Below are 22020 nucleotides of genomic sequence, written 5' to 3' on the forward strand. Positions count from 1 at the left end.
AAATGAAAAATGATGTCACCAATATCCTGGTCGTCGGCGTGGGCGGCCAGGGCGTCATGACGGCCACCGAAATTCTGGCCGAAGCCGCCATTTCGCTGGGCCACGACGTCAAGAAGACCGAGGTTGCCGGCATGTCGCAGCGCGGCGGTGTGGTCAGCTCGCACCTGCGCTTCGGAGCCAAGGTACTGTCGCCCAAGATCGCCCCCGGCGCGGCCGACATCCTGGTCGGCTTCGAGTCGGCCGAGGCCTTGCGCTGGAGCCATTACCTGAAGCCAGGCGGACTGGTTCTGATGAACACGGCACGCCTGGTGCCACCGGTGGTGAGCAGCGGTCTGTATGCCTACCCGGCTGACCCGGTGGCCCAGATTCGCGCTCTCGGCATCGAGGTGCATGCGTTCGACGCCCTGGCCATCGCCAAGCAACTGGGCGACCTGCGCCTGGGCAACAGCGTCATGCTGGGCGCCATTGCGGACCACCTGCCGTTCCGCGCCGAGGTGCTGCTCGAATCCATACTCAATCGCTTCCGGGCACGAAAACCGGAGATGGTGGAACTCAATCGCCGCGCCTTCAGCGCCGGCCGCGACGCCATCGCCAATTTGGAGCGGGCCGAAGCGCTGGCGTAACGAAGCGCCCCCTGGCGCTGGGGGGCACAAGTTGGGTGAGAATAGGTCGATGTCTGAACGATCAAGAAGCAGATGAAGGCAGCGACCAAGGCCAGAAAGCGCTCTGTGGCGCCCCGGCTGTCACGCGAGGATTGGCTGGATGCGGCCTTCCAGGCCGTGGTGGAAGGCGGCTTCGACAACGCGCGTGTGCTGGTAATCGCCAACGCCCTGGGGGTAACGCGGGGAAGTTTTTACTGGCATTTCACCGACCACGCCGACCTGATCGCGGCGCTGCTGGCACGCTGGCGCAAGCGCGAGATCGGCATCGACCACGCTTTGCGATCAGAACTCACAGCCGACCCGCAAGCCGATCTGGAGCGGCTGCTGGACGCCGCCCTGGCCTACGCCGGTGCCGATCTGGAATTCATGCGTTTCGAGCTGGCCTTGCGCGGCCGCGGCCGACGCGACCCGGAGGTGGCCAAGTTGCTGCTGGAGGTGGACCAGATGCGCTTCGACCTGTTCGAGCAAAAATTCATGCGCCTGACCGGCGACAAAAAGATGGCGGCCGAATTGGCTGCCCTGTTCTACCTGGCCATTGTCGGCAGTCATCAGGCGCTGAGCCGACCGTCCAGCCCGCCGCAGGCGAAGGACTACCTGAAAGGCATCATCGCCAAGTTTCTGATTCACGGCCAAGCGCCGGCCCCAGCTTAACGCTCCAGGATCGCGACGTTTGCCTTCACGGTGTGCGCAAAATTCCCCCAGCACATCGATCATTGTGACCGAATGACCAACTGCCGACACCGGCGCTATAGTTGAACCTGCAATCGCGCCACTTTGCCAATTTAGGTGACACGATATAAGGGGACGCCAATGACAAGAATTTTTCCGAAAGCAACATGGCAAGCCGAGACAAAAAGCGACTTGCAGTGCACTGCATTCGCTCGCATCCGGTGGCGCCTTTGGAACATGTCCGGTCGGACAGGATGGGCTCACCAGAATATCGGACGATCTACATCACTTTATGCATCTAATACGGAGACTATCGAATGACTGACGCCGCTTGGGCTCTCGCTGGGGTTGTAGTTGGTTCTCTCGGAACGGGGTTGTTCAACCTGCTTCTCCAACAGAATCAATTTCGTAACAACAAGGATATGTTCTTCCTCCAAAACAAGAGCACCGAAATCGTCAAGAGTTTCCTCACGGAGATGCTCAGCCACAAGAGTTACACCGACCGGTCTCTTGCTGCGCTCAAGGCTCCAATTGGCGGCTACAGCGATGACGAAATACGTCAACTCCTTCACGAGGTTGGTGCCAAGAAAACTTCTCGTGATGACGGCTCTGAGTGGTGGTATCTCTTGTCACGTCAAGAAGAGCGTTTAGCCAAGCGGCAAACGCGCGATGCATAGCTCAACCGTTGGGCTTCACGATGAATCCGACCGCGCTTGGCTTGGCACTGTTGCCAACTGCCGTTCTAATCGGTGCGGCTTACTGGCGTTTCAAAGTACGCTTGGCACATACGCCTCTCACGGTCGTTGCGTTCTCCTTCGGGCTTGCCTTGGCAGCACTGGTTGTCGCGGTTTCGGCAACCTATTCATTGCGCGTTCTGTCGGCTGCACAAGGTTCAAATGGACTTGTGGCCATCCCACTGTTGGTGTACGCTGCCTCCCTCACCGCCATGGGCAGGCGGAGCAAGCTCTCCGTACCGGCGCTGGTCCTGGGTGGGGCTGTTGGCATTGTTCCAATGTACTTTGTCGGTTTCTATGTCTGGCTCTTGGCGGCGTGCAGCTTTGGAGACTGCCTGTGATGCGAAGCCCAGCGTTCCAGCGGACCGCCTTCGGCAGCCACTGAACTCAAACATTGGGCGTCAAGATTCCCACCACCCCGAGGTTTTGCATGACCGCAATCGAGATCCATCCCCTGTCGCCGGATCGTACGGCCGACTTCATGGCGTTCTTCGAGGGCGAAGCGTTCAGCGACAACCCGAAGTGGTCGTCGTGCTACTGCCAATGCTTTTACGAAGATCATTCGAAAGTTCATTGGCCCAGCCGAACGGCTGCGGAAAACCGTGCGTGCGCGAGTCAGCGCATCGCCAATGGTCAGATGCAGGGGCTGCTCGCCTACCGTGAAGGCCAGGTGGTCGGCTGGTGCAATGCGGCACCGCGTGCGCTGCTTCACGCGCTCGACGCCGAGCCTATAGCGAAGCCGGAACGGGTCGGCACGATCCTGTGTTTTCTGGTGGCGCCAAGCGCCAGAGGCCAAGGCGTTGCCACTGCTTTGCTCCAGGCGGCCTGCGAATACCTGCTGCGGCAAGGCCTCCAGTCGGTGGAGGCGAACCCCCGCCCCAACGCGAAAGGAACAGCCGAGAATCATTTCGGGCCGCTGGGCATGTACCTTGCCGCCGGTTTCACGGTGCGCCGCACCGATGATGACGGCAGTGTCTGGGTAGGCAAGGCGCTGGGATAGGCGTCGGGTCTGGTATCACCCTGCACCCCACGAACTCCGCGCTTTTACCCTACCATCACGTCCTCCATGCCATCACGAAAGGGTGCCAATGACTACACCGACGACGGATAGCGAAACCGTCAAGCAATCTCGCGCCGTCGAGCGGCTGATTGCCGGGCAGACCACCTCGGACGGTGCCGGCGTCAAACTGACCCGGGTGCTGACGCAGGATCTGCAGCGCCGGCTGGATCCGTTCCTGATGCTGGACGCCTTTGGCAGCGACGACCCGGATGATTACATCGCCGGTTTTCCGGACCATCCGCACCGTGGCTTCGAGACTGTGACTTACATGATCGCCGGTCGCATGCGGCACCGCGACAGCGCCGGGCACGAAGGCTTGCTGGAGGGCGGCGGCGTGCAGTGGATGACCGCCGGCCGGGGTGTGATTCATTCTGAAATTCCGCAGCAGGCCGATGGCGTGATGGAAGGTTTTCAGCTCTGGCTCAACCTGCCGGCGCGCGACAAGATGATGGCGCCCTGGTACCGCGACTTCAAGGCCGCTGATTTGCCCCGCTTCGTCACTGGGCAAGGCGTGGCGGTGACGGTGATTGCGGGCAGCAGCCACGGCGTCACCGGTGCCGTGACGCGCGATGCGACGGCGCCGCTTTACCTGGACCTCCATTTACCGGCCGGCACTTCCTTCGACCAAATCTTGCCAGTGGGTCACAACGCTTTTGTTTATGTCTACCGCGGCCAGATCAGCATTGCCGGGCAAACGGTACCGGCACAGCGCATGGCCTTGCTGGCCAATGAGGCGCAGGCCGATGGCGTGGCGATGCTAGCCGGTGCCAACGCCAGGGTGTTGCTGATCGCGGGCCAGCCACTGAAGGAGCCGATTGCCCAGCACGGCCCGTTTGTGATGAACACCCAGCAGGAACTTCACCAGGCCGTTCGGGACATGCGTGAGGGCCGCCTGGGCGAGTTCGCACCATGACAGCCACGGCCCGAACCTACATAGCCGCGCTCGGGTTGCAGGCGCATCCGGAAGGTGGCTTTTTCAGGGAGACTTACCGCAGCGATCAAACGATGGCGGTGGCGGCGGCTGATGGAACCATTGTTCGAAGAAACGTCTGCACCGGGATCTACTTTCTGCTGGAGCAAGGCAACTTCTCCGCCTTTCACCGCATCAAATCCGATGAGATGTGGCATTTCTACGCCGGCCAGGCGCTGGAGGTACTGGAACTGACCGCCACCGGCGAACTGCGCTGCACCCGTCTGGGGCCCGACGTCTTGCGAGGCGATGTTCCTCAATACGTGGTGCCGGCCAACACCTGGTTCGCCGCCCGTGTCGCGGCCGATAGCGCATTTGCGCTGGTCGGCTGCACGGTGGCGCCGGGCTTTGATTTCGCCGATTTTTGTCTGGCGCAGCGAGAGGCTTTATCGGCAAGTTTTCCGCAACACAGTCGGCTCATTGCCGAGCTGACCCGCTAACGTAGCTATCGGTTTGCCTTAAAGACCGCGCTGCCAGGCCGGGCGCAGGCCGGCGGCGTCGGGGCGGCCGATGGCAGTTCTGACCTCCTGCAACAAGCGCTCTTTTTCGGCCCCCAAAACACCTTTGAGGACCAGCCAGTTGGACGCATGGTCGCTGCGAAACACGGTGCGCTTGAGTTCCAGGGCTTGCAGGAATTGTTCCATCTCGGCAAACAGCTGCTGCTGATCGAGCGGCTCCCATTGCGGAAATCCCTGGCGGAATCTGGCCTCGCCCTGGGGAAAGCTGACCACCAGCGTTGCCAGAAATTCTGGTTGGGTCAAATTGACCAGGCGGGCCGAGTTTTCCGCATGCTGCTGTGACAGCAGGCGACCACCCAGGCCGTTCAGCAACATCACCGAACGCGCGATGCCGGCGGCGCCCAATTTGTCCAGGGCGTCCCGGGTGGTCTCGGAAGTTTCACCCTTGTTGACCTTCTGCAGCACCTCGTCGTCGCCCGACTCGGCGCCGACGTAGACCAGGGATAAACCCGCCTCGTGCAACTCCAGCAACTCCGGCACCGATTTATTGCGCAGGTTGCGCGGCAGGCAGTAGCTGGAGATGCGCCGGACTTTGGGCAGATGTTCCTTGATCGCCGCCAGCACGCCCATCAGGCGCCGGGTCGACAACACCATGGCGTCGCCATCGCCCAGAAAGACCCGCTGCACCTGGTCGGCGAACTGTTCGCCGCAGCGCCGGATGGCGTCCAGCGTCTCCTGTTCATCGCGGGCGCGAAACTTCTTTTGCGGCGCCGTGTACATCTCGCAGTAAGTGCACTTGTTCCAGGAACAGCCGTCGGTGACCGGCAGGATCAGGGACTGCGCTTCGCTGGGCGGGCGAAACACCGGGTTGACATAGCGGATGGGGAAATCTTGCTTCACGGGCTGGATTGTGCACACAGAAATCGATGCATCGTGCAACCCGTGACCTGAAAGCACCATAAAAAAACACCCCCGGCCAAGCGGTCGGGGGTGCCTGAAGGGTGATTTGAAATTCAGGCGGGAAGCTTCGGTGCCCGGTAGGCCTGATAGCCGATTCTGGCAATCATCGCGATGCCGACGAAGGGAAGCAGCACCGCATAGACCAGACCGATGAACGGAGCCGCTGCAAACAGCACAGCCTTCCTGGCAGCGATCAGGGCGTGATAAGTTGCCGGGGCTTTGACCAGCGCCTTGCCACCGATCCAGGCCAGCATGGCAAGTCCGACGAAGGGCAATGCCACGGCGTAGACCAAACCGATGAAGGGAGCGGCCACGAACAGGGCCAGGTTCTTCAGGAACCGTGCAACTGTGGCGATTTCTGCCTTGTTGGGAAGAAGCCAGCCGAGATTGACAACTGGATAGCCGATTTGACCGGCGATGTGGAGTGTTGCAGCCATGATATTTCTCCTTAAAAGGTCATTTGATTCAGATGAAATACTCTACGCATAGCCCGTGCCAACCTCACAGAAGAAGAAAAAGTTCAATTGAATCAAAGAGTTGCGTCTATGGCTTGCGCTGAAAGGCAAACACCGGCCGCGCTGATCGCCATGGCGGGTATATTTTTTTCAGGCACCAGGGACGATTGCGAAGCTAAAACCTCAGCAAAATCAAAGCGTTACACAAACTTGGCGAAAAATAAATTTTCTATTCAGCCAATCGACCTTTGGCGCCATGGCGGTCATGCCGGAGCCTGCTGATTCCCGCCCAAGAACTGCTTTGGAATGAGGTAGCCGTCAGTCGCGGTCTGTCTTCGTACTCTTACCCTTGACGCGACTGCGGGCAGGTGTTTTGACCGGGGCGGTTTTTGTTTTGACGCGCGAAGGCAGCAGTGCCTGTTCCAGCTCGGCAATCGACTCGTCGGTGTAGTCCAGCATGCGCTGCAAAGCCGGCACCGAGCGGCGGCAGGCGATGTAGCCGAAGCCCAGCTTGTCGGCGTAACCGCTGATCGTGATGTTCAGCGCCAGGTATTGCGTCGGGATGGAGACCGGGTAGACCTCGTCGAGCCGGGCACCGTTCAGGAACAGCGTTTCACGCGCACCCGGAACGTTCGAGATGATGACGTTGAACAGCGGGTGCTGCCTAGCGCTGCCGGTCAGCATGGCAGCCCCCATGGGGGAGATCGAGGTGATGCCGTGCGCCAGTTTTTGCAGGCGCGGCATGCTCCTGAGCCGCTCCTTGGCTTGGCTGGTCGATTGCACGATGCGCGCCAGACGCTTGAGCGGATCGCTCAGATGGGTGGCCAGATTCGCCAGCAGCAGCGAGACCTGGTTGCCGCCGGCATCGGTCTCGCCCCGCAGCGAGACCGGCACCATGGCAATCAGCGGCTTCCTCGGCAGCGCTTTTTGCGCTTGCAGGTACTTGCGCAGGGCACCGGCGCAAATCGCCAGCGTGATGTCGTTGACGGTGGCACCGGCGGCCTCGCCCAGGCGCTTGAAGCGCGCCAGCGAATAGGACTGAGCGGCAAAGCGCCGGGAGCCCGATATCTCGACGTTGAAAGGGGTCGGCGGCGCCTGAAACGGCAGGGCCGCCGCGTCGTCGCCTTGGCCCAGGTGCAGCAGGTCAAACAGCCCGCTGCCGATGCCCGGCAGGATCTCGCGCCCGGCCCGCGCGGCATTGGCCAGTTGCGCCAGCAGGCCCGGCGGCGACCGTTTGGAAGTGCTCTGCTGCTCATATTTCTGCGTCCACAACGGCGGCTTGTTTTCTTCTGCCGTCAGTGACAAACCTTGCGCCATGATTCTGGCGCCGCTGACGCCGTCCACCAGGGCATGATGGATTTTGATGTAAGTGGCAAAGCGGCCCTCCGGCAAACCTTCAATCACATAAGCCTCCCAGAGCGGGCGGTTGCGGTCCATCAGGTTGCCGTGCAGGCGCGACACCATGGCCAGCAGTTCCCGGATGCGTCCGGGGCGCGGCAAAGCCAGGTGCCGCAGGTGGTAGTCCAGCTCGAATTCTTCGTCCTCCTCCCAGTACCACAGGCCCAGCCGCAGAACGGGGCGCAGATTGAAAGGCGACTGGGCCGCCAGATGCTGGCGCCACTCGGCCAGCAGTTCGGCGATGAAATCAGGGCCGGCCCCAGGTGGCGGCGTATACAGGTTGAGGCCCGCCACATGCATCGGTTGATGGCGCGTTTCCATCCACAGGAAGGCGGAGTCGGTCGGGTTGAGGGCTTGCATGGCTTGGGTTCTTTCAGCGTTGCCTGAGCGCCAGTGTAGTGACCAATCAGTCGATGCGCTCGACCGCCGGCATGCCCCACTGGCCGTTCAGGGCCGGCGTTTTGGGCCAGTAGAGCCGCGCATTGAGCAGAAAGGGTTGGCCCTGCTTGACCGGCAGCCAGTTGTTCTTTTGGTCGCCGTCCGGCGGCGTGGCCTGCACCAGCAAATCGAGCGATCCGTCGGCGTTGTAGTGCAGCGGATCGCGGTCGCCCAGGGCGTAACGATGGATCGCGTTGTCGAGAAAGAAGTCGTCGGCGCCATAGGCCGTGATCGACCAGAAGGCATGCACCGGCGGCAGTTCGCCGGCCTTGAAATGCAGGCGGTAACGGTGACGGCCGTCCAGCGCCTGCCCCGTGCCGTCGAAGCGCGCGTTGGGATAGACGGCGTCGGCCGGCAGGTTGGCGCCCAAGCCCACCATGGCGACCACGGCGCGGGTGTTGTAGAAGGTGCCGTAGTTGCCCAGCATGGCGGGCGGCGTCTGCCAGCCGCGTACCAGGTCGCGCGTTTTATTCAGCTCCTTGGCGACCGTGAAGTCCGCGATCCAGCGCCCCAGGCCGACGCTCCAGCGCTCCAACGGGCTCCAGTGCGGCGGCTGCCCCGGTGCGATACCGATGCGCGAGAGTTTGACCAGCATCGGACCATCGGCCGCAGCCGGCGGGTTGGCCACCAGCAGCCGCGCCAGACGGTTGAAGAAGGCCTGCGCGCTCATGGCCTGCATCTGCTGCACCGGTGGCGGCGGCTTGACCGCGGCGGGTTGCCAGCTAGTCGAAATTTTTTCAGCGCCGCCGGGGTCGGCCTGCCAAGCGGTCAGGGCGCGCAGCTTGATGCCGTCTTGCAGACGGTGCACCAGGGGGTAGTCGGCGACACCGTTGGTTTGCGTGCGTCCGATCAGCCACACCATCTGGGTCGGAGAACGCAGCAGCGTCAGCCCGGCCGGCGTCTGGCCTTGCCAGCCCGGCCCCACCAGCAGAAGGCGGCCCCCCGCCGCGCCCAGGGTACGCGTGCCGGGCGCCGCGAAGACGTTGGTCCAGGCGTCCATGAAAGGCATCACTTCATAGCGCTGGTCGTTGGCCCCCATCTCGAACACCCATGGCCCCTTGGCCATGTCGATGAAGGCGCTGGTGTAGAGCGTATCGGCATTGGGCCGGACCACTTCCTTGAAGCCGGCCTCGGGAAACTGGCGCACCCGGTGCAACTGGTTTTCCGGGCCTTGCGTCGACACTGCATTGGTCCGGGTGACGTCCATGACGACCAGCGGATAGCCGTAGATATAGGCCTCGGCACCCAGCAGGATGTGCTCGGCTTTGACGTACAAGACGCCGCCAAGGAGCAGGATCAGGCCGAACAGGGCAAGCAAGACCCCCTTGAGGCGCACCAGCCAGCGGGACGAGGCGCTTGTTTCTGACTTGTTCAAGAAATTGAGGGCCGGCGATGCCGATGAAAAGGTCATCTTTCAGATTTCTCCCTGCCGGCCGAAGACTGCGGTCTGTCGGTGTTGAATGCTGACTTCAATACATGAGTGTATTGATACTGCAAAACCCAGCCCATCGGTGAATACCCGAAGCGCCGACTCAGGTCCAGCCCATGCCCCGCAACCCCCAGCCGGCCAGTGCACACGCCGTAATCACTGTGATGACGCCCAGCTTGTAACGCAGCAGGGCCACCGCGGCACTGAGTGCCAGCGCCAGCGCGGCCCAGTCAAGCCTTGCCAGGAAGCTGCCGCCAGCGCCGTTGCGGTAGGCGATATGCGCGACAAAAAACAGCGCGAGGCTGGCAATGACCCCGACCACGGCGGCGGTGATGGCGGTCAGGGGCGCGGTGAACCCAAGCCTGCCGTGGGTCGCTTCGACCAGCGGACCGCCGGCCAGAATGAACAGGAACGAGGGCAGGAAAGTAAACCAGGTGACAACGGTGGCGGCCAGCGCGGCAGCCAGAAAAACCGCTTCCGGACCCAGCACCTGCTTGCTCCAGCCGCCGACGAAGCCGACGAACGCCACCACCATGATCAGCGGGCCGGGCGTGGTTTCGCCAAGGGCCAGGCCGTCCATCATCTGCGGCCCGCTCAGCCAGGCAAAGTGCTCCACGGCACCCTGGTAGACGTAAGGCAGCACGGCGTAAGCGCCGCCAAAAGTCAGTAAGGCCGCCTTGGTGAAGAACCAGCCCATTTGCGTCAGCGCGCCGCTCCAGCCCTGCCAGATGACGAGCCCGCCCATGGGCAGCAGCCAGAGCAGGGCACCCACCGCCAGCACGCTGACCAGACGCGATTTTTTGAAGCGTGCATGGATGGGCGTGGGCGTGTCGTCGTCGATCAGGGCACGCGGATGCGTTCCCGGGCGCGCCTTGGCCGCGTCATGCCCGCCGGCGGCGGCAAACTGCCGCGGCAACCAGCGCTGACCGAGCCAACCGGTCAGCGCTGCCATCAACACCACCCACGGAAAAGGGATGTCGAAAAATGAAATGGCGGCAAAACTGGCAACGGCTATCGCCCACAGCAGGGGCGCGGTGCCTGGCTTTTTCAGTGTCTTCGAACCGATCCGATGCACGGCCTGCAAGACGATGGCGGCAACGGCCGGCTTGATCCCATACAACAGACCCGCCACCCAGGGTACGCTGCCAAAAGCCACATAAACCCAACTCAGGCCAATCAGGATAAACAGCGAGGGCAGCACAAACAAGCCCCCGGCCACGATGCCGCCCCAGTTGCGGTGCATCAGCCAGCCGATGTAAGTGGCCAGTTGCTGTGCCTCCGGGCCGGGCAGCAGCATGCAGTAGTTCAAGGCGTGCAGGAAGCGGCCCTCCGAGATCCAGCGTTTTTCTTCCACCAACTCACGGTGCATGATGGCAATCTGTCCGGCCGGACCGCCGAAGCTGATGAAGCCCAGTTTGAGCCAGAACTTCAGAGCCGCAAAAAAAGACACGACCGGCGCCGTTGGACGGCTGGCTGCGGCAGCGACCGCAAGGTCCGGCGCTGCTTGTTGCGCCTTCACGCGGGCTTCCAGTTGTGCTGTTCGTCGGTTCCGGCCACCGCGTCGCGGCACCAGGCGTAGAGGGCGTCGTAAACCGGCATCATGGCCTCCAGCATGGCGTGATCGTCGGGGCAGGTGCGCGACATGCCCAGCGATACGGCCAGCAGGCCAGCCGCCTGCGGCGCGAGGTCCAACCGGTCGGTATCCGCCCCGCGCACAATGTCGGCCAGTTTGGCCAATGCCGTGTCATTGCCCAGGCGGTAGATTTTGATGAAGGCGTCAAAACTGCACAGCGCGCCATCGTGGGTGAAGGGCGTGTCGGCCACGTCGGCGTTGACGTCATAAGGGGTGGCGTTTTGATCCCGCGCCACTGCGCGCACCTGCGCTGTCGGCACGTACAGGAATTGCGCATCGGCATCGACAAACCGGCGCAGCAGCCAGGGGCAGGCAATGCGGTCAATTTTGGGACGCTCACGGGTCACCCAGCGGGTGGCGCCGCCTGCCGCCTTGGTGGCCGGTTCGGCCGTTGCACGGGAATGAGCAGGTGCGTTGGCAGTCGAAAATCGAGAGGGATTTGGGGTGTCCATGGTAAGTCCAATCAAGGTTGCAGCCGTTGGACGGGACACCGTCTTGGGGCTCTGCTGAGCCCGACGCCGGGGCGCTGAAACCCCGACCCGAAAACTTTAGCACAGCCGCCAGAAACACTCCACTCAGTGAGGAATTTCCCGGCGCCGCAGCTTAAGTGCCCGTCGCCCCTTGCGCCAGAAACTTCTCCACTAGCCGCGTCCAGTAGGCCGCGCCCACGGTCAGATTGTTGTCGTTGAAGTCATACTTGGCGTTGTGCAGCATGGCGCCGCCCTCGCCATTGCCCAGGCGCAGAAAACAGCCCGGTTTGCGCTGTAGGTAGTAGGCAAAATCCTCGCTGCCGGTGACCGGCCCGAAGGGCGCAATGGTGCGCGCCGGCCCGACCAGCTCTTGGGCCACGCTCAGCGCAAAAGCGGTTTCGGCCGCGCTGTTGATGACCACCGGATTGCCTTGCTGGTAGTCGATCTCGACCGTGCCGCCATAGCCTTGTACATGCAGCGTCACGAGTTCGGTGATGCGCGCACGCAGCCGCTCGCGCACCTCGGCACTGAAAGAGCGCACGCTCAGACCCAGGCTGGCGAACTCGGGAATGACATTGGGCGCGATGCCGGCATTGAGTGTGCCCACGGTGACGATGGCGGTCTGCGTCGGGTCGATATTGCGCGACACCACCGTTTGCAGGGCCATCACCAGGCTGCCGGCGATCAGCACCGGGTCAACCGCCAGGTGCGGACGCGCGGCATGGCCACCGCGGCCATGGACCGTGATGAAGACGCTGTCGGAGGCCGACATGAAGGGCCCGCTGCCGAACATGAAGGTGCCCACCGGGTAGCCCGGGTGGTTGTGCAAACCAAAAATGGCGTCGCACGGGAAGCGCTCGAACAAACCGTCGGCAATCATGCGCTGGGCGCCGCTGTCGCGGCCGGCTTCTTCGGCCGGTTGAAAAACCAGATTGACGGTGCCGGAGAAGTTGCGCGTTTTGGCCAGTTGGCGCGCCGCCCCCAACAGCATGGCGGTGTGGCCGTCATGGCCACAGGCATGCATGACGCCAGTATTCTGGCTGGCGTGGGCGCAGTCATTTTCCTCCAGGATCGGCAGCGCATCCATGTCGGCGCGCAGGCTGACGCTGCGGCTGCCGTCACCTTGCCGGAGCCGACCGACCACCCCGTGCCCGCCGATGTTGCGGGTCACTTCATAACCCCACTCACTCAGCCGCAGGGCGACCAGTTCGGCGCTGGCAAGTTCCTTGAAGGAGAGCTCGGGGTGCTGGTGCAGATGGCGGCGGATCTGGGTCAGAAAGTCCTGCGAGTCGGCCAGGTCGGCAAGCTGGCAGAAGCCTTTGTAGTCATCGTTCATGGTGCGCAATCATTCGAAGTTGTCAAAGTCAGGCTCGCTGCGGCGTGTTGCCATCGCCCAGATCCCAGTACAGGCCGGTCATGATGCCCAGCGCCTCGCGCAACAACGCGCTGGGCAAATGCTCGTTGGGGGCATGCTGCGAACAGCCCGGGTAGGAGTGCGGTACCCAGATGCTGCGCAGGCCCAGCACGTCGGTAAAAATATCGTTGGGCAGCGAGCCGCCCAGATTCGGCAGCAGTGCCGGTTTTTTCCCGCTGCTGTCGGCAATCGACGCCACTGCCCAGCGCACCCAGGGATCGTCCGGATCCAGGCGTGTGGCCCGAAACACTTCATCGCGTGCGGACTCGACCTGCACCATGGAAAAGCCCTGGCGGTCGAGGTGGCGGCGCAGCGCCGGCAGGATATCGTCGGGGGCTATGCCGACCACGAAGCGCAACTGGCAACGGGCCCAGGCGCGCCCCGGAATGGCATTCACCGGCGTCTCGGGGTTGCCGGTCTTGTAGGCCAGCACCTCGAACGCGCACCAGCCGAAAACGCGCTCGGCCGGCGACAGACCGGGCTCGCCCCAGCCCGGCTCTATGGTCGGGCCGTCGCTGCCGCCATCCACCTCGCAGTCAGCAAGGGCGCGCCGCACCGCTGGTGGCAATGCGCTTGGCACCCACTCCGGAATACGGATTTGCCCGGTCGGGGAGGCGATGCTGGCGATGGCATGCGCCAGTTGAATGCCGGGGTTCGAGATCAGACCGCCCCAGTTGCCCGAATGGTGCGCGCCCGCTCGCGCTTCGATGCTCAGATCGAAGTTGAGAGCACCGCGCGAGCCGAGGAACACGGTCGGTCGCTGGGCGCTCAGGCGCGGGCCATCGGAGGCGATCATGACGTCGGCCTGGAACAAGTCCTTGTGACTTTGGCACAGGGCGCGCAGACCGGGCGAGCCGACCTCTTCTCCCATCTCGATCAGCAGCTTGGCGTTGAAGCCCAGCTTGCCGCGCGCCTTCAACACGTTCGCCAGGGCTTGCAGATTGACCGCGTGCTGGCCCTTGTTGTCGGCAATGCCGCGGCCATACCAGAGGCCGTCGCGCTCGGTCAATTGCCAGGGCGACAGCCCTGGCCGCCACTCGGCATCCTGACCCCGAATGACGTCGCCATGGCCGTAGCCGAACACGGTGGGCAAGCTGGCGTCTTCAATCCGCTGGGCCAACAGGAACGGGGCTTTGGCTTGCGCATGCGTCAGTGTCTGGCAGGTGAAACCCATGGCCTCAAACGCCGGGCGCAGCTCGGCCTCCAGGTAGCTGGCCAGCACCGCGCCGCGCTCCGGGTTCTGGCTCTCGGTCGGCATGGCGATGCGGCGCGCCAGGGTTTGCTGGAACTCGCCGGAGTCGAATTGCGTGTGCGCCAGCGCTATGGCTTCGGATCGGGTCATGGTGGGCATCTGTTGTCGTGGGTTCTGCAATATACAGCGCTGGCCGCGCCCCTGCGCCGGCCGGGGCATCGGTAAAATCGCCTTACCCTGACTCCGTGGCATGCCATGAACCCCAACTCGCCCGATCCCGACACGCTCAAGCCGACCGCCCTGATCGACAGCGACCACCCGGCGGTTCAGGCCTTCGCCCAACAGCACGGCAACGGGACCAGCCAGCGGGAATGCGCCGTGGCCTTGTACTACGCGGTGCGGGACGGTTTTCGTTACGACCCTTACCGCATCGACCTGTCAGCCTCGGGCATGAAAGCCAGCAGCGTGCTGGCGGCCGGCTTTGGCTGGTGCTTGACCAAGGCCACGCTGCTCGCCGCAGCCTGCCGTGCAGCGGGCATTCCAGCCCGCCTGGGCTTTGCCGACGTGCGCAACCACCTCTCCACCGAACGCCTGCGCCAGGCCATGAAAACAGACATCTTCGCCTGGCACGGCTACGCCGACCTGTGGCTGGACGGCGCCTGGCGCAAGGCAACGCCGGCCTTCAATCTGCAGCTGTGCGAGAAATTCGGACTGCTGCCACTGGAGTTCGACGGCATCAGCGACTCGATTTACCACCCGTTCGACCGCGCCGGCAACCGGCACATGGAGTACGTCAGACAACGCGGCACTTTCAACGACCTGCCGCTGGCGGAAATTGTGGCGACTTTTCGGGAGATCTATTCCAACTCGATGCCCGGCGACAGTTCCGCCGGAGCGCTTCAAGGCGCCGACTTCCAGGTTGACGTCGCCAACGAAGTCAAAGCCGTTTAGCGCGATAAGGTATAGACCGAAGTGCCAGCCCACCAATTGGGCGCAAAGCGGACGGTCCGTCCGTCCTGCAGGCCGAAGCTGTCGAGCACGCGCAAGTTGCTGCGTTGCGCCAGCACGGCCAGATCGGCATGCGTGCCGACGCGGATATTGGGCGTGTCGTACCACTGGTAGGGCAGGCGACGGGTCACCGGCATGCGCCCGCGCAGGACGCTCAAGCGGTTCGGCCAATGCGCAAAGTTGGGGAAGGCGACGACGCCCATGCGGCCCACACGCACGGTTTCGCGCAGCATCACCTCGGCATTGCGCAAGTGCTGCAGGGTGTCGATCTGCAACACCACGTCGAACGAAGCGTCGTCAAACAGGGACAGGCCTTCGTCCAGGTTGAGCTGGATGACGTTGACCCCGCGCTTGACGCAGGCCAGCAGGTTGGCGTCGTCAATCTCGATGCCGTAGCCGGTGCAGCCACGCGCCTGCTGCAAATAGGCCAGCATGGCGCCGTCGCCGCAACCCAGGTCCAGCACGCGCGAACCCTCGGGCACCAGCTTGGCAAGGGTCTGCAGGGTGGCCAGATCGCTCATGATGCTGCCCTCAGCTCTTTGCCAATGCCGTCGAAATAGGAGCGCACTACCGCCATATAGCGCGCGTCGTCGAGCAAAAACGCATCATGCCCATGCGGGGCGTCGATCTCGGCGTAGCTGACGTCGCGCCGGTTGTCGAGCAAGGCCTTGACGATCTCGCGGCTGCGTTTGGGCGCAAAACGCCAGTCGGTGGTGAAGCTCACCAGCAGGAACTTGCAGCTGGCGCGGGCCAGCGCGTGGCTCAGATCGCCGCCATAGGTGCGGGCCGGGTCAAAGTAGTCAAGCGCCCGGGTGATCAGCAAGTAGGTGTTGGCATCAAAGTAGTCGGCAAACTTGTCGCCCTGGTAGCGCAGATAGCTTTCGATCTGGAATTCAACTTCCTGCGTACTGTAGAGATAAGCCCCCACGCTTGGCACTGGCGTGTCCTCTCTGCCCCCCGAGGGGGCCGTGCCTTGCTTGGGGCGGCCCGGCGCTGCGGCGGCCTCCTTGCTTAGCGCCGAACGCAACTGGCGGCCAAACTTTTCGTTCATGACGTCGTCGCTGAGGTAGGTGATGTGCCCAATCATGCGGGCAATGCGCAGTCCACGCTTCGGGATAACGCCCTGCGCATAGAAATGGCCGCCATGAAAATCCGGATCGGTCACGATGGCGCGACGCGCCACTTCGTTGAAGGCAATGTTCTCGGCCGTCAGATTCGGGGCACTGGCCACCACCACGGCGTGGCGCACGCGCTGCGGGTATTGCAGCGTCCAGCTCAGCGCTTGCATGCCGCCCAGGGAACCGCCCATCACCGCCGCCAGCGTCTCGATCCCGAGGGCGTCCAGCAAGCGGGCCTGGGCGTTGACCCAGTCTTCGACGGTGATCACGGGAAAATCGGCGCCGTAGACCCGGCCCGTGTCCGGGTTGGTGTGCATCGGGCCGGTGGAGCCGAAGCAGGAACCCAGGTTGTTGACCCCGATGACAAAGAACTTGTCGGTGTCGAGCGACTTGCCGGGACCGATCATGTTGTCCCACCAGCCCTCGGACCGGTCCTGCCCCGGGTACACGCCGGCCACATGGTGCGAGGCATTGAGCGCATGACAGATCAGCACCGCGTTGGATCTGTCGGCGTTGAGCGTGCCATAGGTCTCAAAGCTCAAACAGTAGTCGCGAATCTGTGCACCGCTTTGCAGGGGCAAGACGGCGGCAAAGTGCATGGACTGTGGCGTGGCAATCATCAAATAAAAAAACCCGGCGTCGCTAAAGGCGAGGCCGGGTTGGCAGGCGTCTTTAGCTGAACTTATTAAGCGCCCGCAAGCTGTAGCAAATCGGCGCCTGTGCAGTATAGCAACCCTGGCCCAGCCGGGCAAATTCGATGTCTTGACAATTATCCGCGTCGCTTGCCCGAACTTTGCCCGTTCCGGCGAGTATTTGCACAGTTATGGGCTTCTTGTCAACGTTTTGGCGCGCTTTTTGCTTTAGTTTGGTGCGCTGTGCAATTCATCCGAATTTACGCACCAATACAACTCATTTCATTCAAAGAGGTTTTCATGGAAGCACTAAAACAGGGCGCAGACACCCTGTTCATCCTTCTGGGCGCAGTCATGGTGCTGGCCATGCACGCCGGTTTCGCCTTTCTGGAACTTGGCACCGTGCGACGCAAGAATCAGGTCAATGCCCTGGTCAAGATCCTGGTGGACTTTTCGGTTTCCACGGTGGTCTATTTCGTGGTTGGCTACGGCGTCGCCTACGGTACCAGCTTTTTTGTCGGCGCCGAACAACTGGCCATGAAAAACGGCTACGAACTGGTCAAGTTTTTCTTCCTGCTTACTTTTGCCGCAGCCATTCCCGCCATCATCTCGGGCGGCATCGCCGAGCGCGCCAAGTTCTGGCCGCAGCTGATCGCGACCGCTGTGATTGTGGGTCTTATCTACCCCTTTTTCGAAGGCATCGTGTGGAACCAGCACCTCGGCGTGCAGGCCTGGATCAAGGCCCTCACGGGGGCTGAATTTCATGATTTTGCCGGCAGCGTTGTGGTGCATGCCCTGGGCGGCTGGATTGCCTTGCCGGCCGTCATCCTGCTGGGCGCCCGCAGCAACCGCTACCGCAAGGATGGAGCAATCTCGGCCCATCCCCCCTCCAGCATTCCTTTTCTGGCATTGGGGGCCTGGGTGCTGACCGTGGGCTGGTTTGGCTTCAACGTCATGAGCGCGCAAACCCTGGACAAAATCTCGGGTCTGGTGGCGGTAAATTCCTTGATGGCGATGGTGGGCGGCACGCTGGCCGCATTGGTCGCGGGCAAAAACGACCCCGGCTTTGTGCACAACGGTCCGCTGGCCGGTTTGGTGGCGGTGTGCGCCGGCTCTGATTTGATGCATCCCTTGGGCGCACTGGTGGTGGGTGCAGTGGCGGGCGGCATCTTTGTCTTCATGTTCACGCTGACGCAAAACAAATGGAAGATCGACGACGTGCTGGGCGTTTGGCCGTTGCACGGCCTGTGCGGCACCTGGGGCGGACTGGCAGCGGGTATTTTCGGCAGCAAAGCCTTGGGTGGCCTGGGCGGTATCACACTCGGCGGACAACTGATAGGCACCAGCTTGGGCGTGGCCTGGGCCGTACTGGGAGGACTGATGATCTACAGCCTGCTCAAGTTGACCATGGGTCTGCGCCTGAGCCAGGAAGAAGAATTTGACGGTGCCGACCTGTCAATTCACAAAATCAGCGCCTCACCGGATCGGGAAGCCAACTGGTAGGAGTGCAGGGGGCCGCGCAACTCGAACCCGGATTTGTCCGCCTACACTAATTTAGCTCTTTCAGCAAAAAATTTGTGAAACTATTAAAGTTGACGCATAATGCGCTCGTATTGCCAAAAATCGGTTATACAAGCTTGCGGTGTTTAGTCAGTTTCGCGTCTGCTTTAAGTCTACATTGGTTTGTTGATTGCGGGTTAATTGCGGTTTTCGACTCCATCGCGTTTTGAGTCATTTTGAGGAGTCCTTTCGTGGGCAACAAACTTTACGTGGGCAACCTGCCCTACACTTTCCGTGACGAAGACCTGCAGCAAGCATTTGCTGCACACGGTACGGTCACCAGCGCCAAGGTCATGATGGAGCGCGACACCGGCCGCTCCAAAGGCTTCGGCTTTGTGGAAATGGGCAGTGATGCTGAGGCGCAAGCCGCCATCAGTGGCATGAACGGTCAACAATACGGTGGTCGCGGCCTGGTGGTCAACGAAGCCCGTCCGATGGAAGCTCGTCCTCCCCGCACTGGCGGCGGCTTCGGTGGTGGTGCTGGCGGCGGCGGCGGTTACGGCGGTGGCGCTGGCGGCGGCCGTAGTGGCGGCGGCGGTTACGGCGGTGGCGCCGGCGGTGGCCGCAGTGGCGGCGGCGGTGGTGGCTACGGCGGTGGCCGCAGCAGCTACTAAGCTGACTTGGCAAACGATCAAAAGGGCCCGTGTGGCCCTTTTTTCATTCTGCCAATCGGGGCATGTTCAAGCGATCAGGCGTTGGTACTGCGAGGTTTTCGCGGGCGCCCGACAAAGATTTTGTCGAACAACCGGTTGGGAATAAGCCGCAGCAGCTTGGCGACCACCCCCATTTGCCAGGGAATCACACGGTAGCTTACGCCCGCCTCTATGGCCTGGAACGCTTTGTCGGCAAAGTCATCGGGGCGCATTAAGAACGGCATGCTGTAGCTATTCTTCTGTGTCAAAGGCGTATTGATATAGCCCGGGCACAAGGTCACCACTTTCACACCGGTACCACGCAGTTCGCCACGCAAACACTCGCAATAGCTGATCAGGGCCGCTTTGCTGGGGCAATTCGCACCATGACCTGGGAAGCCCCGGATACCGTTCACGCTGCCAATTCCAACCACCGCACCCGATCCGCGTTCAATCATGGCTTTGAGAAAAGGGTGAAAGGTTGCTGCCGTACCGGTGTTGTTGATGGCAAAAGTCCTGGCGATGACCTCGATATCCGAGCGCTGGCTGGTATCTACGCCAATGCTGATGCCGGCGCATGCGATCACCACGTCGGGAATCCCCTGGCGCATCAGGCAGTCTTGTCCGGCCGTCACGATGCTGTCAGGTATCGCGACATCGGCGCTGTAGATTTGATAACGTGCCTCGCCAAGCTGATGCTCTTTAACCCACGCCTCAGTCTCCGCGATACGACGCACCACCAATGCCAGCGAATAGCCGGCCTGGTAAAAACGCCAGGCCAGCGCTTGACCAATGCCGCTTGATGCGCCGGTGATAAAAACCAGTCTGGACACGGCGGTCTTCGGTTGGGGTTATTTGGCAACGTCCGGCTGTAGCGTGCCTTTGACGTGGCCCTTGAGCAGCAGCACCCGGTCAAGGTTGTCAAAATCCATTGCGTCGGCCGTGAACCGATCGTTGCCGCGTATCAGTTCCACCGGTTGGTGCGACTTGATGCGCTCGGTATTCAGGAACGCATGTAAAAACTCACCGCGAAACTCGCTGCGCTGTTGCGCCTGCCCGCTATTGTTCAGGCCCGGCTCGCGCACCACACGAGCATCACCGAATAACTGGACTTCCGAGGCATCGCCATTGGTCACGGCGCGTTTGGCGGTCGCGGTAGTCAGGCGATTACCCTGGTCAAAGGAACGGATTCGAACGAAATCAATTTCGAGTGTGTCTGTGTCCGGGAAATGACGGGCATCTGATCCCATCACCTCGCTTTTCAAGCGTCCGGCGTCATCGAACGTTTTGACGGAGAATTTGCGCATGAAGTAGTCAGGTTCGTGCCGGGCCGGTGGCGCAGGCTCGGGTGCCAGCAACTGCGGCGTACTCCGAACCAGCCAGTAGGTCCCGAGCGCCAGCACACCCATGAGAACGACCGGAAGATAAAGCGACAGCTGCTTCCAACCGGTGCGCAATAGCTCAATCACCGCGTGCTCTCCGCCAACAGGCCAGCGTATTTGCCACTGGCAACCAGCAACAAATCACACAGCTCCCGGACGGCCCCCTGGCCGCCAGCGGCCTTGGTCACGTAATGCGACATCGCCTGGGCCTCCAGGTGAGCGTTGCACGGTGCGCAGGCAAAGAGACAGCGCCGCATCACGGCCAAATCTGGCCAATCGTCACCCATCGCAGCAGCCTGGCACCAGTCCAACCCTAACGCCTTAAGGGTTTGCTCGGCGGCCGGGCACTTGTCCTCGGTGCCATAGTGCACCTGTTCGATACCCAGGGCGGCAAGGCGCAAACGCAGCGCTTTGGAGTCGCGTCCGGTAATCACCGCCGGCGTGATGCCAACCCGTTGCAGTAGTTTCAGACCCTGGCCATCAAGCGTGTGAAAACGCTTGATCGTTTCGCCGCTCTCGGTGAAATACAGGCCGCCGTCAGTCAGAACGCCGTCGACGTCAAGGAAAACCACCCGTATGCCCTGCGCCTTGAGCAACAGCTCCGCAGGGAAATTGAGCGCGGGGGTCATATCACCTTGGCTCGCATCAAGTCGTTGCTGTTGAGGGCGCCACACAACTGGCCGGCCTCGTCCAGCACCAGCACACTGGTAATGCAACGATGCTCCATCAGCTCGGCCGCTTCCACCGCCAAGGCGTCACGGGCGATGGTGCTGGGCTTGGGATGCATGACCTGCTGTGCCGTAGTGGCGCGCAAATCGATGCCTTTCTCCACCAGCCGGCGCAAATCGCCATCGGTAAAAATTCCCAGCACTTGTCCTTGGTCGTCCACAATCGCCGTCGCTCCCAGGCCCTTGATGCTCATCTCCCGCATCAACTCGCTGAAACTGGCCTGCGGCGCGACTTTGGGCACCGCGTCACCCGAGCGCATCACATCGCTGACGTGGGTGAGCAGCTTGCGCCCCAGCGCGCCGCCGGGGTGAGACCTTGCGAAATCCTCGGCTTTGAAGCCCCGCGCATCAAGCAGCGCCACCGCCAGCGCGTCACCCAGGGCGAGTTGCGCCGTGGTACTGGCAGTAGGTGCCAGATTGAGCGGACAGGCTTCTTTCTCGACCCCGCAGTCCAGAAATACATCGGCATGCCGGGCCAGTGTCGATTCGACTTTGCCGGTCATGGCAATCAGCGGTGTCCCCATGCGCTTGAGCACCGGCAGAATGGCCGTCAACTCTTCTGATTCCCCACTGTTCGAAATGGCCAGCACAAGGTCGGCCGGCTTGATCATGCCAAGGTCGCCATGGCTGGCTTCGGCCGGATGCACGAACATGGCCGGGGTGCCGGTCGAAGCCAGTGTGGCGGCAATCTTGCGCCCGATATGGCCACTCTTGCCCATCCCCATCACCACCACACGCCCGCTCACCCGCAGCATCATCTCCACGGCGTGGGCGAACGACGGTCCCAGGTGCTGCCTCAAGCCCAGCACCGCCGCAGCCTCAATATCGAGTGTCTCCCGGGCCAGACGGATTGCCTGTTCCGCCTCAAATTTCGGGGCCGTCGCGTGTTGACTTGTCATTGGTAGACGTTGGCTCGCAAAAAGGCCCGAAGGCCGGTTAGAGAGCCAACGCCCCCTTTCAAACCGTGCATGCGGATTTCCCGCACACGGCTTACCAGTGGTCTGTCGGCTCGCAGCAT

Annotated in this window: 25 protein-coding genes; 11 read left to right on the top strand and 14 right to left on the bottom strand. The window is 62.1% G+C overall.

What is annotated here, in order from left to right:
* Positions 1-2 precede the first annotated feature (2 nt).
* From PHS32_RS07610 to PHS32_RS07640, 7 genes are all read left to right on the top strand, one after another.
* Positions 3-623, top strand: coding sequence for an indolepyruvate oxidoreductase subunit beta (locus PHS32_RS07610; RefSeq protein ID WP_301078322.1), 621 nt, complete (start codon positions 3-5; stop codon positions 621-623).
* Between the two features lie 72 nt (positions 624-695).
* Positions 696-1313: a TetR/AcrR family transcriptional regulator gene (locus PHS32_RS07615; RefSeq protein WP_301078323.1), complete on the top strand. Its 618-nt coding sequence runs from the start codon at positions 696-698 to the stop codon at positions 1311-1313.
* Between the two features lie 335 nt (positions 1314-1648).
* The gene (locus PHS32_RS07620; protein ID WP_301078324.1) at positions 1649-2008 is read left to right on the top strand and encodes a hypothetical protein; all 360 of its coding nucleotides are present in this window, start codon (positions 1649-1651) and stop codon (positions 2006-2008) included.
* Positions 2009-2028: 20 nt separating this feature from the next.
* Positions 2029-2406 carry a hypothetical protein gene (locus PHS32_RS07625; RefSeq protein WP_301078325.1) on the top strand — a complete coding sequence of 126 codons (378 nt, stop codon included), beginning with the start codon at positions 2029-2031 and terminating at the stop codon, positions 2404-2406.
* An 89-nt stretch (positions 2407-2495) separates the two neighbouring features.
* Complete coding sequence (locus tag PHS32_RS07630) at positions 2496-3065, top strand: GNAT family N-acetyltransferase (RefSeq protein WP_301078326.1); 570 nt, start codon at positions 2496-2498, stop codon at positions 3063-3065.
* 88 nt (positions 3066-3153) lie between these two features.
* Positions 3154-4038 carry a pirin family protein gene (locus tag PHS32_RS07635; protein WP_301078327.1) on the top strand — a complete coding sequence of 295 codons (885 nt, stop codon included), beginning with the start codon at positions 3154-3156 and terminating at the stop codon, positions 4036-4038.
* Positions 4035-4535, top strand: coding sequence for a cupin domain-containing protein (locus PHS32_RS07640; protein ID WP_301078328.1), 501 nt, complete (start codon positions 4035-4037; stop codon positions 4533-4535). Before PHS32_RS07635 ends, PHS32_RS07640 begins: the two co-directional genes overlap by 4 nt.
* An 18-nt stretch (positions 4536-4553) precedes the next feature.
* Here PHS32_RS07640 and PHS32_RS07645 read toward each other — a convergent pair whose 3' ends face one another.
* Both PHS32_RS07645 and PHS32_RS07650 read right to left on the bottom strand, forming a co-directional pair.
* Complete coding sequence (locus PHS32_RS07645; protein WP_301078329.1) at positions 4554-5453, bottom strand: radical SAM protein; 900 nt, start codon at positions 5451-5453, stop codon at positions 4554-4556.
* A gap of 113 nt (positions 5454-5566) precedes the next feature.
* Positions 5567-5950 (bottom strand): hypothetical protein, encoded by a 384-nt coding sequence (locus PHS32_RS07650; RefSeq protein WP_301078330.1) that lies wholly within the window; start codon positions 5948-5950, stop codon positions 5567-5569.
* A gap of 87 nt (positions 5951-6037) precedes the next feature.
* On the opposite strand from PHS32_RS07650, the gene PHS32_RS07655 reads away from it, so the two are divergent.
* Positions 6038-6250, top strand: a complete 213-nt coding sequence (locus tag PHS32_RS07655; RefSeq protein WP_301078331.1) for a hypothetical protein — start codon at positions 6038-6040, stop codon at positions 6248-6250.
* A gap of 36 nt (positions 6251-6286) precedes the next feature.
* Here the strand turns inward: PHS32_RS07655 and PHS32_RS07660 are convergent, their stop codons facing one another.
* The 6 genes from PHS32_RS07660 to PHS32_RS07685 all read right to left on the bottom strand — a co-directional run bounded on the left by PHS32_RS07660 (position 6287) and on the right by PHS32_RS07685 (position 14092).
* On the bottom strand, positions 6287-7726 hold the full coding sequence (locus PHS32_RS07660) for a wax ester/triacylglycerol synthase family O-acyltransferase (RefSeq protein ID WP_301078332.1): 1440 nt from the start codon (positions 7724-7726) through the stop codon (positions 6287-6289).
* A 46-nt stretch (positions 7727-7772) separates the two neighbouring features.
* A complete protein-coding gene (locus tag PHS32_RS07665) occupies positions 7773-9215 on the bottom strand; it encodes a DUF1254 domain-containing protein (protein ID WP_301078333.1) in 1443 nt (480 codons plus the stop codon).
* Positions 9216-9336: 121 nt separating this feature from the next.
* On the bottom strand, positions 9337-10683 hold the full coding sequence (gene chrA, locus PHS32_RS07670) for a chromate efflux transporter (RefSeq protein WP_301078349.1): 1347 nt from the start codon (positions 10681-10683) through the stop codon (positions 9337-9339).
* Positions 10684-10748: 65 nt separating this feature from the next.
* Positions 10749-11318: a chromate resistance protein ChrB domain-containing protein gene (locus PHS32_RS07675; RefSeq protein ID WP_301078334.1), complete on the bottom strand. Its 570-nt coding sequence runs from the start codon at positions 11316-11318 to the stop codon at positions 10749-10751.
* 151 nt (positions 11319-11469) lie between these two features.
* Positions 11470-12672, bottom strand: coding sequence for a M20 aminoacylase family protein (locus PHS32_RS07680; RefSeq protein WP_301078335.1), 1203 nt, complete (start codon positions 12670-12672; stop codon positions 11470-11472).
* Positions 12673-12700: 28 nt separating this feature from the next.
* Positions 12701-14092: a M20 family metallopeptidase gene (locus tag PHS32_RS07685; RefSeq protein ID WP_301078336.1), complete on the bottom strand. Its 1392-nt coding sequence runs from the start codon at positions 14090-14092 to the stop codon at positions 12701-12703.
* A 105-nt stretch (positions 14093-14197) separates the two neighbouring features.
* On the opposite strand from PHS32_RS07685, the gene PHS32_RS07690 reads away from it, so the two are divergent.
* Positions 14198-14893 carry a transglutaminase family protein gene (locus tag PHS32_RS07690; protein WP_301078337.1) on the top strand — a complete coding sequence of 232 codons (696 nt, stop codon included), beginning with the start codon at positions 14198-14200 and terminating at the stop codon, positions 14891-14893.
* Here the strand turns inward: PHS32_RS07690 and metW are convergent.
* Together metW and PHS32_RS07700 are read right to left on the bottom strand one after the other, a co-directional pair.
* Positions 14890-15471: a methionine biosynthesis protein MetW gene (gene metW / locus PHS32_RS07695; RefSeq protein WP_301078338.1), complete on the bottom strand. Its 582-nt coding sequence runs from the start codon at positions 15469-15471 to the stop codon at positions 14890-14892. The genes PHS32_RS07690 and metW overlap by 4 nt on opposite strands.
* A complete protein-coding gene (locus PHS32_RS07700) occupies positions 15468-16688 on the bottom strand; it encodes a homoserine O-acetyltransferase (RefSeq protein WP_301078339.1) in 1221 nt (406 codons plus the stop codon). The genes metW and PHS32_RS07700 overlap by 4 nt, the downstream gene beginning before the upstream one ends.
* Positions 16689-17000: 312 nt before the next feature.
* Here PHS32_RS07700 and PHS32_RS07705 point away from each other — a divergent pair, with 312 nt between their 5' ends.
* Both PHS32_RS07705 and PHS32_RS07710 read left to right on the top strand, forming a co-directional pair.
* Positions 17001-18203: an ammonium transporter gene (locus tag PHS32_RS07705; protein WP_301078340.1), complete on the top strand. Its 1203-nt coding sequence runs from the start codon at positions 17001-17003 to the stop codon at positions 18201-18203.
* 248 nt (positions 18204-18451) lie between these two features.
* The gene (locus PHS32_RS07710; protein WP_301078341.1) at positions 18452-18874 is read left to right on the top strand and encodes an RNA-binding protein; all 423 of its coding nucleotides are present in this window, start codon (positions 18452-18454) and stop codon (positions 18872-18874) included.
* A 74-nt stretch (positions 18875-18948) separates the two neighbouring features.
* Here PHS32_RS07710 and PHS32_RS07715 read toward each other — a convergent pair whose 3' ends face one another.
* The 4 genes from PHS32_RS07715 to PHS32_RS07730 are packed head-to-tail and all read right to left on the bottom strand — an operon-like array spanning position 18949 to position 21901.
* Positions 18949-19725, bottom strand: coding sequence for an SDR family oxidoreductase (locus PHS32_RS07715; protein WP_301078342.1), 777 nt, complete (start codon positions 19723-19725; stop codon positions 18949-18951).
* A gap of 18 nt (positions 19726-19743) precedes the next feature.
* Positions 19744-20361 (bottom strand): LPS export ABC transporter periplasmic protein LptC, encoded by a 618-nt coding sequence (gene lptC, locus PHS32_RS07720; RefSeq protein ID WP_301078343.1) that lies wholly within the window; start codon positions 20359-20361, stop codon positions 19744-19746.
* Positions 20358-20903, bottom strand: a complete 546-nt coding sequence (locus PHS32_RS07725; protein ID WP_301078344.1) for a 3-deoxy-D-manno-octulosonate 8-phosphate phosphatase — start codon at positions 20901-20903, stop codon at positions 20358-20360. The genes lptC and PHS32_RS07725 overlap by 4 nt, the downstream gene beginning before the upstream one ends.
* Entirely contained in the window at positions 20900-21901 is a 1002-nt protein-coding gene (locus PHS32_RS07730; RefSeq protein WP_301078345.1) for a KpsF/GutQ family sugar-phosphate isomerase, read from the bottom strand. Before PHS32_RS07730 ends, PHS32_RS07725 begins: the two co-directional genes overlap by 4 nt.
* Positions 21902-22020 lie beyond the last annotated feature (119 nt).

Source organism: Rhodoferax sp., from assembly GCF_028714215.1.
Taxonomy (GTDB): domain Bacteria; phylum Pseudomonadota; class Gammaproteobacteria; order Burkholderiales; family Burkholderiaceae_C; genus Rhodoferax.

Bases quoted from the DNA above. Each gene is read 5' to 3' on its own strand.
- PHS32_RS07685 (WP_301078336.1), bottom strand. From the start codon at position 14,092: ATGACCCGATCCGAAGCCATAGCGCTGGCGCACACGCAATTCGACTCC.
- PHS32_RS07625 (WP_301078325.1), top strand. From the start codon at position 2,029: ATGAATCCGACCGCGCTTGGCTTGGCACTGTTGCCAACTGCCGTTCTA.
- PHS32_RS07635 (WP_301078327.1), top strand. From the start codon at position 3,154: ATGACTACACCGACGACGGATAGCGAAACCGTCAAGCAATCTCGCGCC.
- PHS32_RS07675 (WP_301078334.1), bottom strand. From the start codon at position 11,318: ATGGACACCCCAAATCCCTCTCGATTTTCGACTGCCAACGCACCTGCT.
- PHS32_RS07665 (WP_301078333.1), bottom strand. From the start codon at position 9,215: ATGACCTTTTCATCGGCATCGCCGGCCCTCAATTTCTTGAACAAGTCA.
- PHS32_RS07640 (WP_301078328.1), top strand. From the start codon at position 4,035: ATGACAGCCACGGCCCGAACCTACATAGCCGCGCTCGGGTTGCAGGCG.
- PHS32_RS07650 (WP_301078330.1), bottom strand. From the start codon at position 5,950: ATGGCTGCAACACTCCACATCGCCGGTCAAATCGGCTATCCAGTTGTC.
- PHS32_RS07630 (WP_301078326.1), top strand. From the start codon at position 2,496: ATGACCGCAATCGAGATCCATCCCCTGTCGCCGGATCGTACGGCCGAC.
- PHS32_RS07615 (WP_301078323.1), top strand. From the start codon at position 696: ATGAAGGCAGCGACCAAGGCCAGAAAGCGCTCTGTGGCGCCCCGGCTG.
- PHS32_RS07705 (WP_301078340.1), top strand. From the start codon at position 17,001: ATGGAAGCACTAAAACAGGGCGCAGACACCCTGTTCATCCTTCTGGGC.
- PHS32_RS07610 (WP_301078322.1), top strand. From the start codon at position 3: ATGAAAAATGATGTCACCAATATCCTGGTCGTCGGCGTGGGCGGCCAG.
- PHS32_RS07620 (WP_301078324.1), top strand. From the start codon at position 1,649: ATGACTGACGCCGCTTGGGCTCTCGCTGGGGTTGTAGTTGGTTCTCTC.
- metW (WP_301078338.1), bottom strand. From the start codon at position 15,471: ATGAGCGATCTGGCCACCCTGCAGACCCTTGCCAAGCTGGTGCCCGAG.
- PHS32_RS07660 (WP_301078332.1), bottom strand. From the start codon at position 7,726: ATGCAAGCCCTCAACCCGACCGACTCCGCCTTCCTGTGGATGGAAACG.
- PHS32_RS07690 (WP_301078337.1), top strand. From the start codon at position 14,198: ATGAACCCCAACTCGCCCGATCCCGACACGCTCAAGCCGACCGCCCTG.
- PHS32_RS07700 (WP_301078339.1), bottom strand. From the start codon at position 16,688: ATGATTGCCACGCCACAGTCCATGCACTTTGCCGCCGTCTTGCCCCTG.
- PHS32_RS07730 (WP_301078345.1), bottom strand. From the start codon at position 21,901: ATGACAAGTCAACACGCGACGGCCCCGAAATTTGAGGCGGAACAGGCA.
- PHS32_RS07680 (WP_301078335.1), bottom strand. From the start codon at position 12,672: ATGAACGATGACTACAAAGGCTTCTGCCAGCTTGCCGACCTGGCCGAC.
- PHS32_RS07725 (WP_301078344.1), bottom strand. From the start codon at position 20,903: ATGACCCCCGCGCTCAATTTCCCTGCGGAGCTGTTGCTCAAGGCGCAG.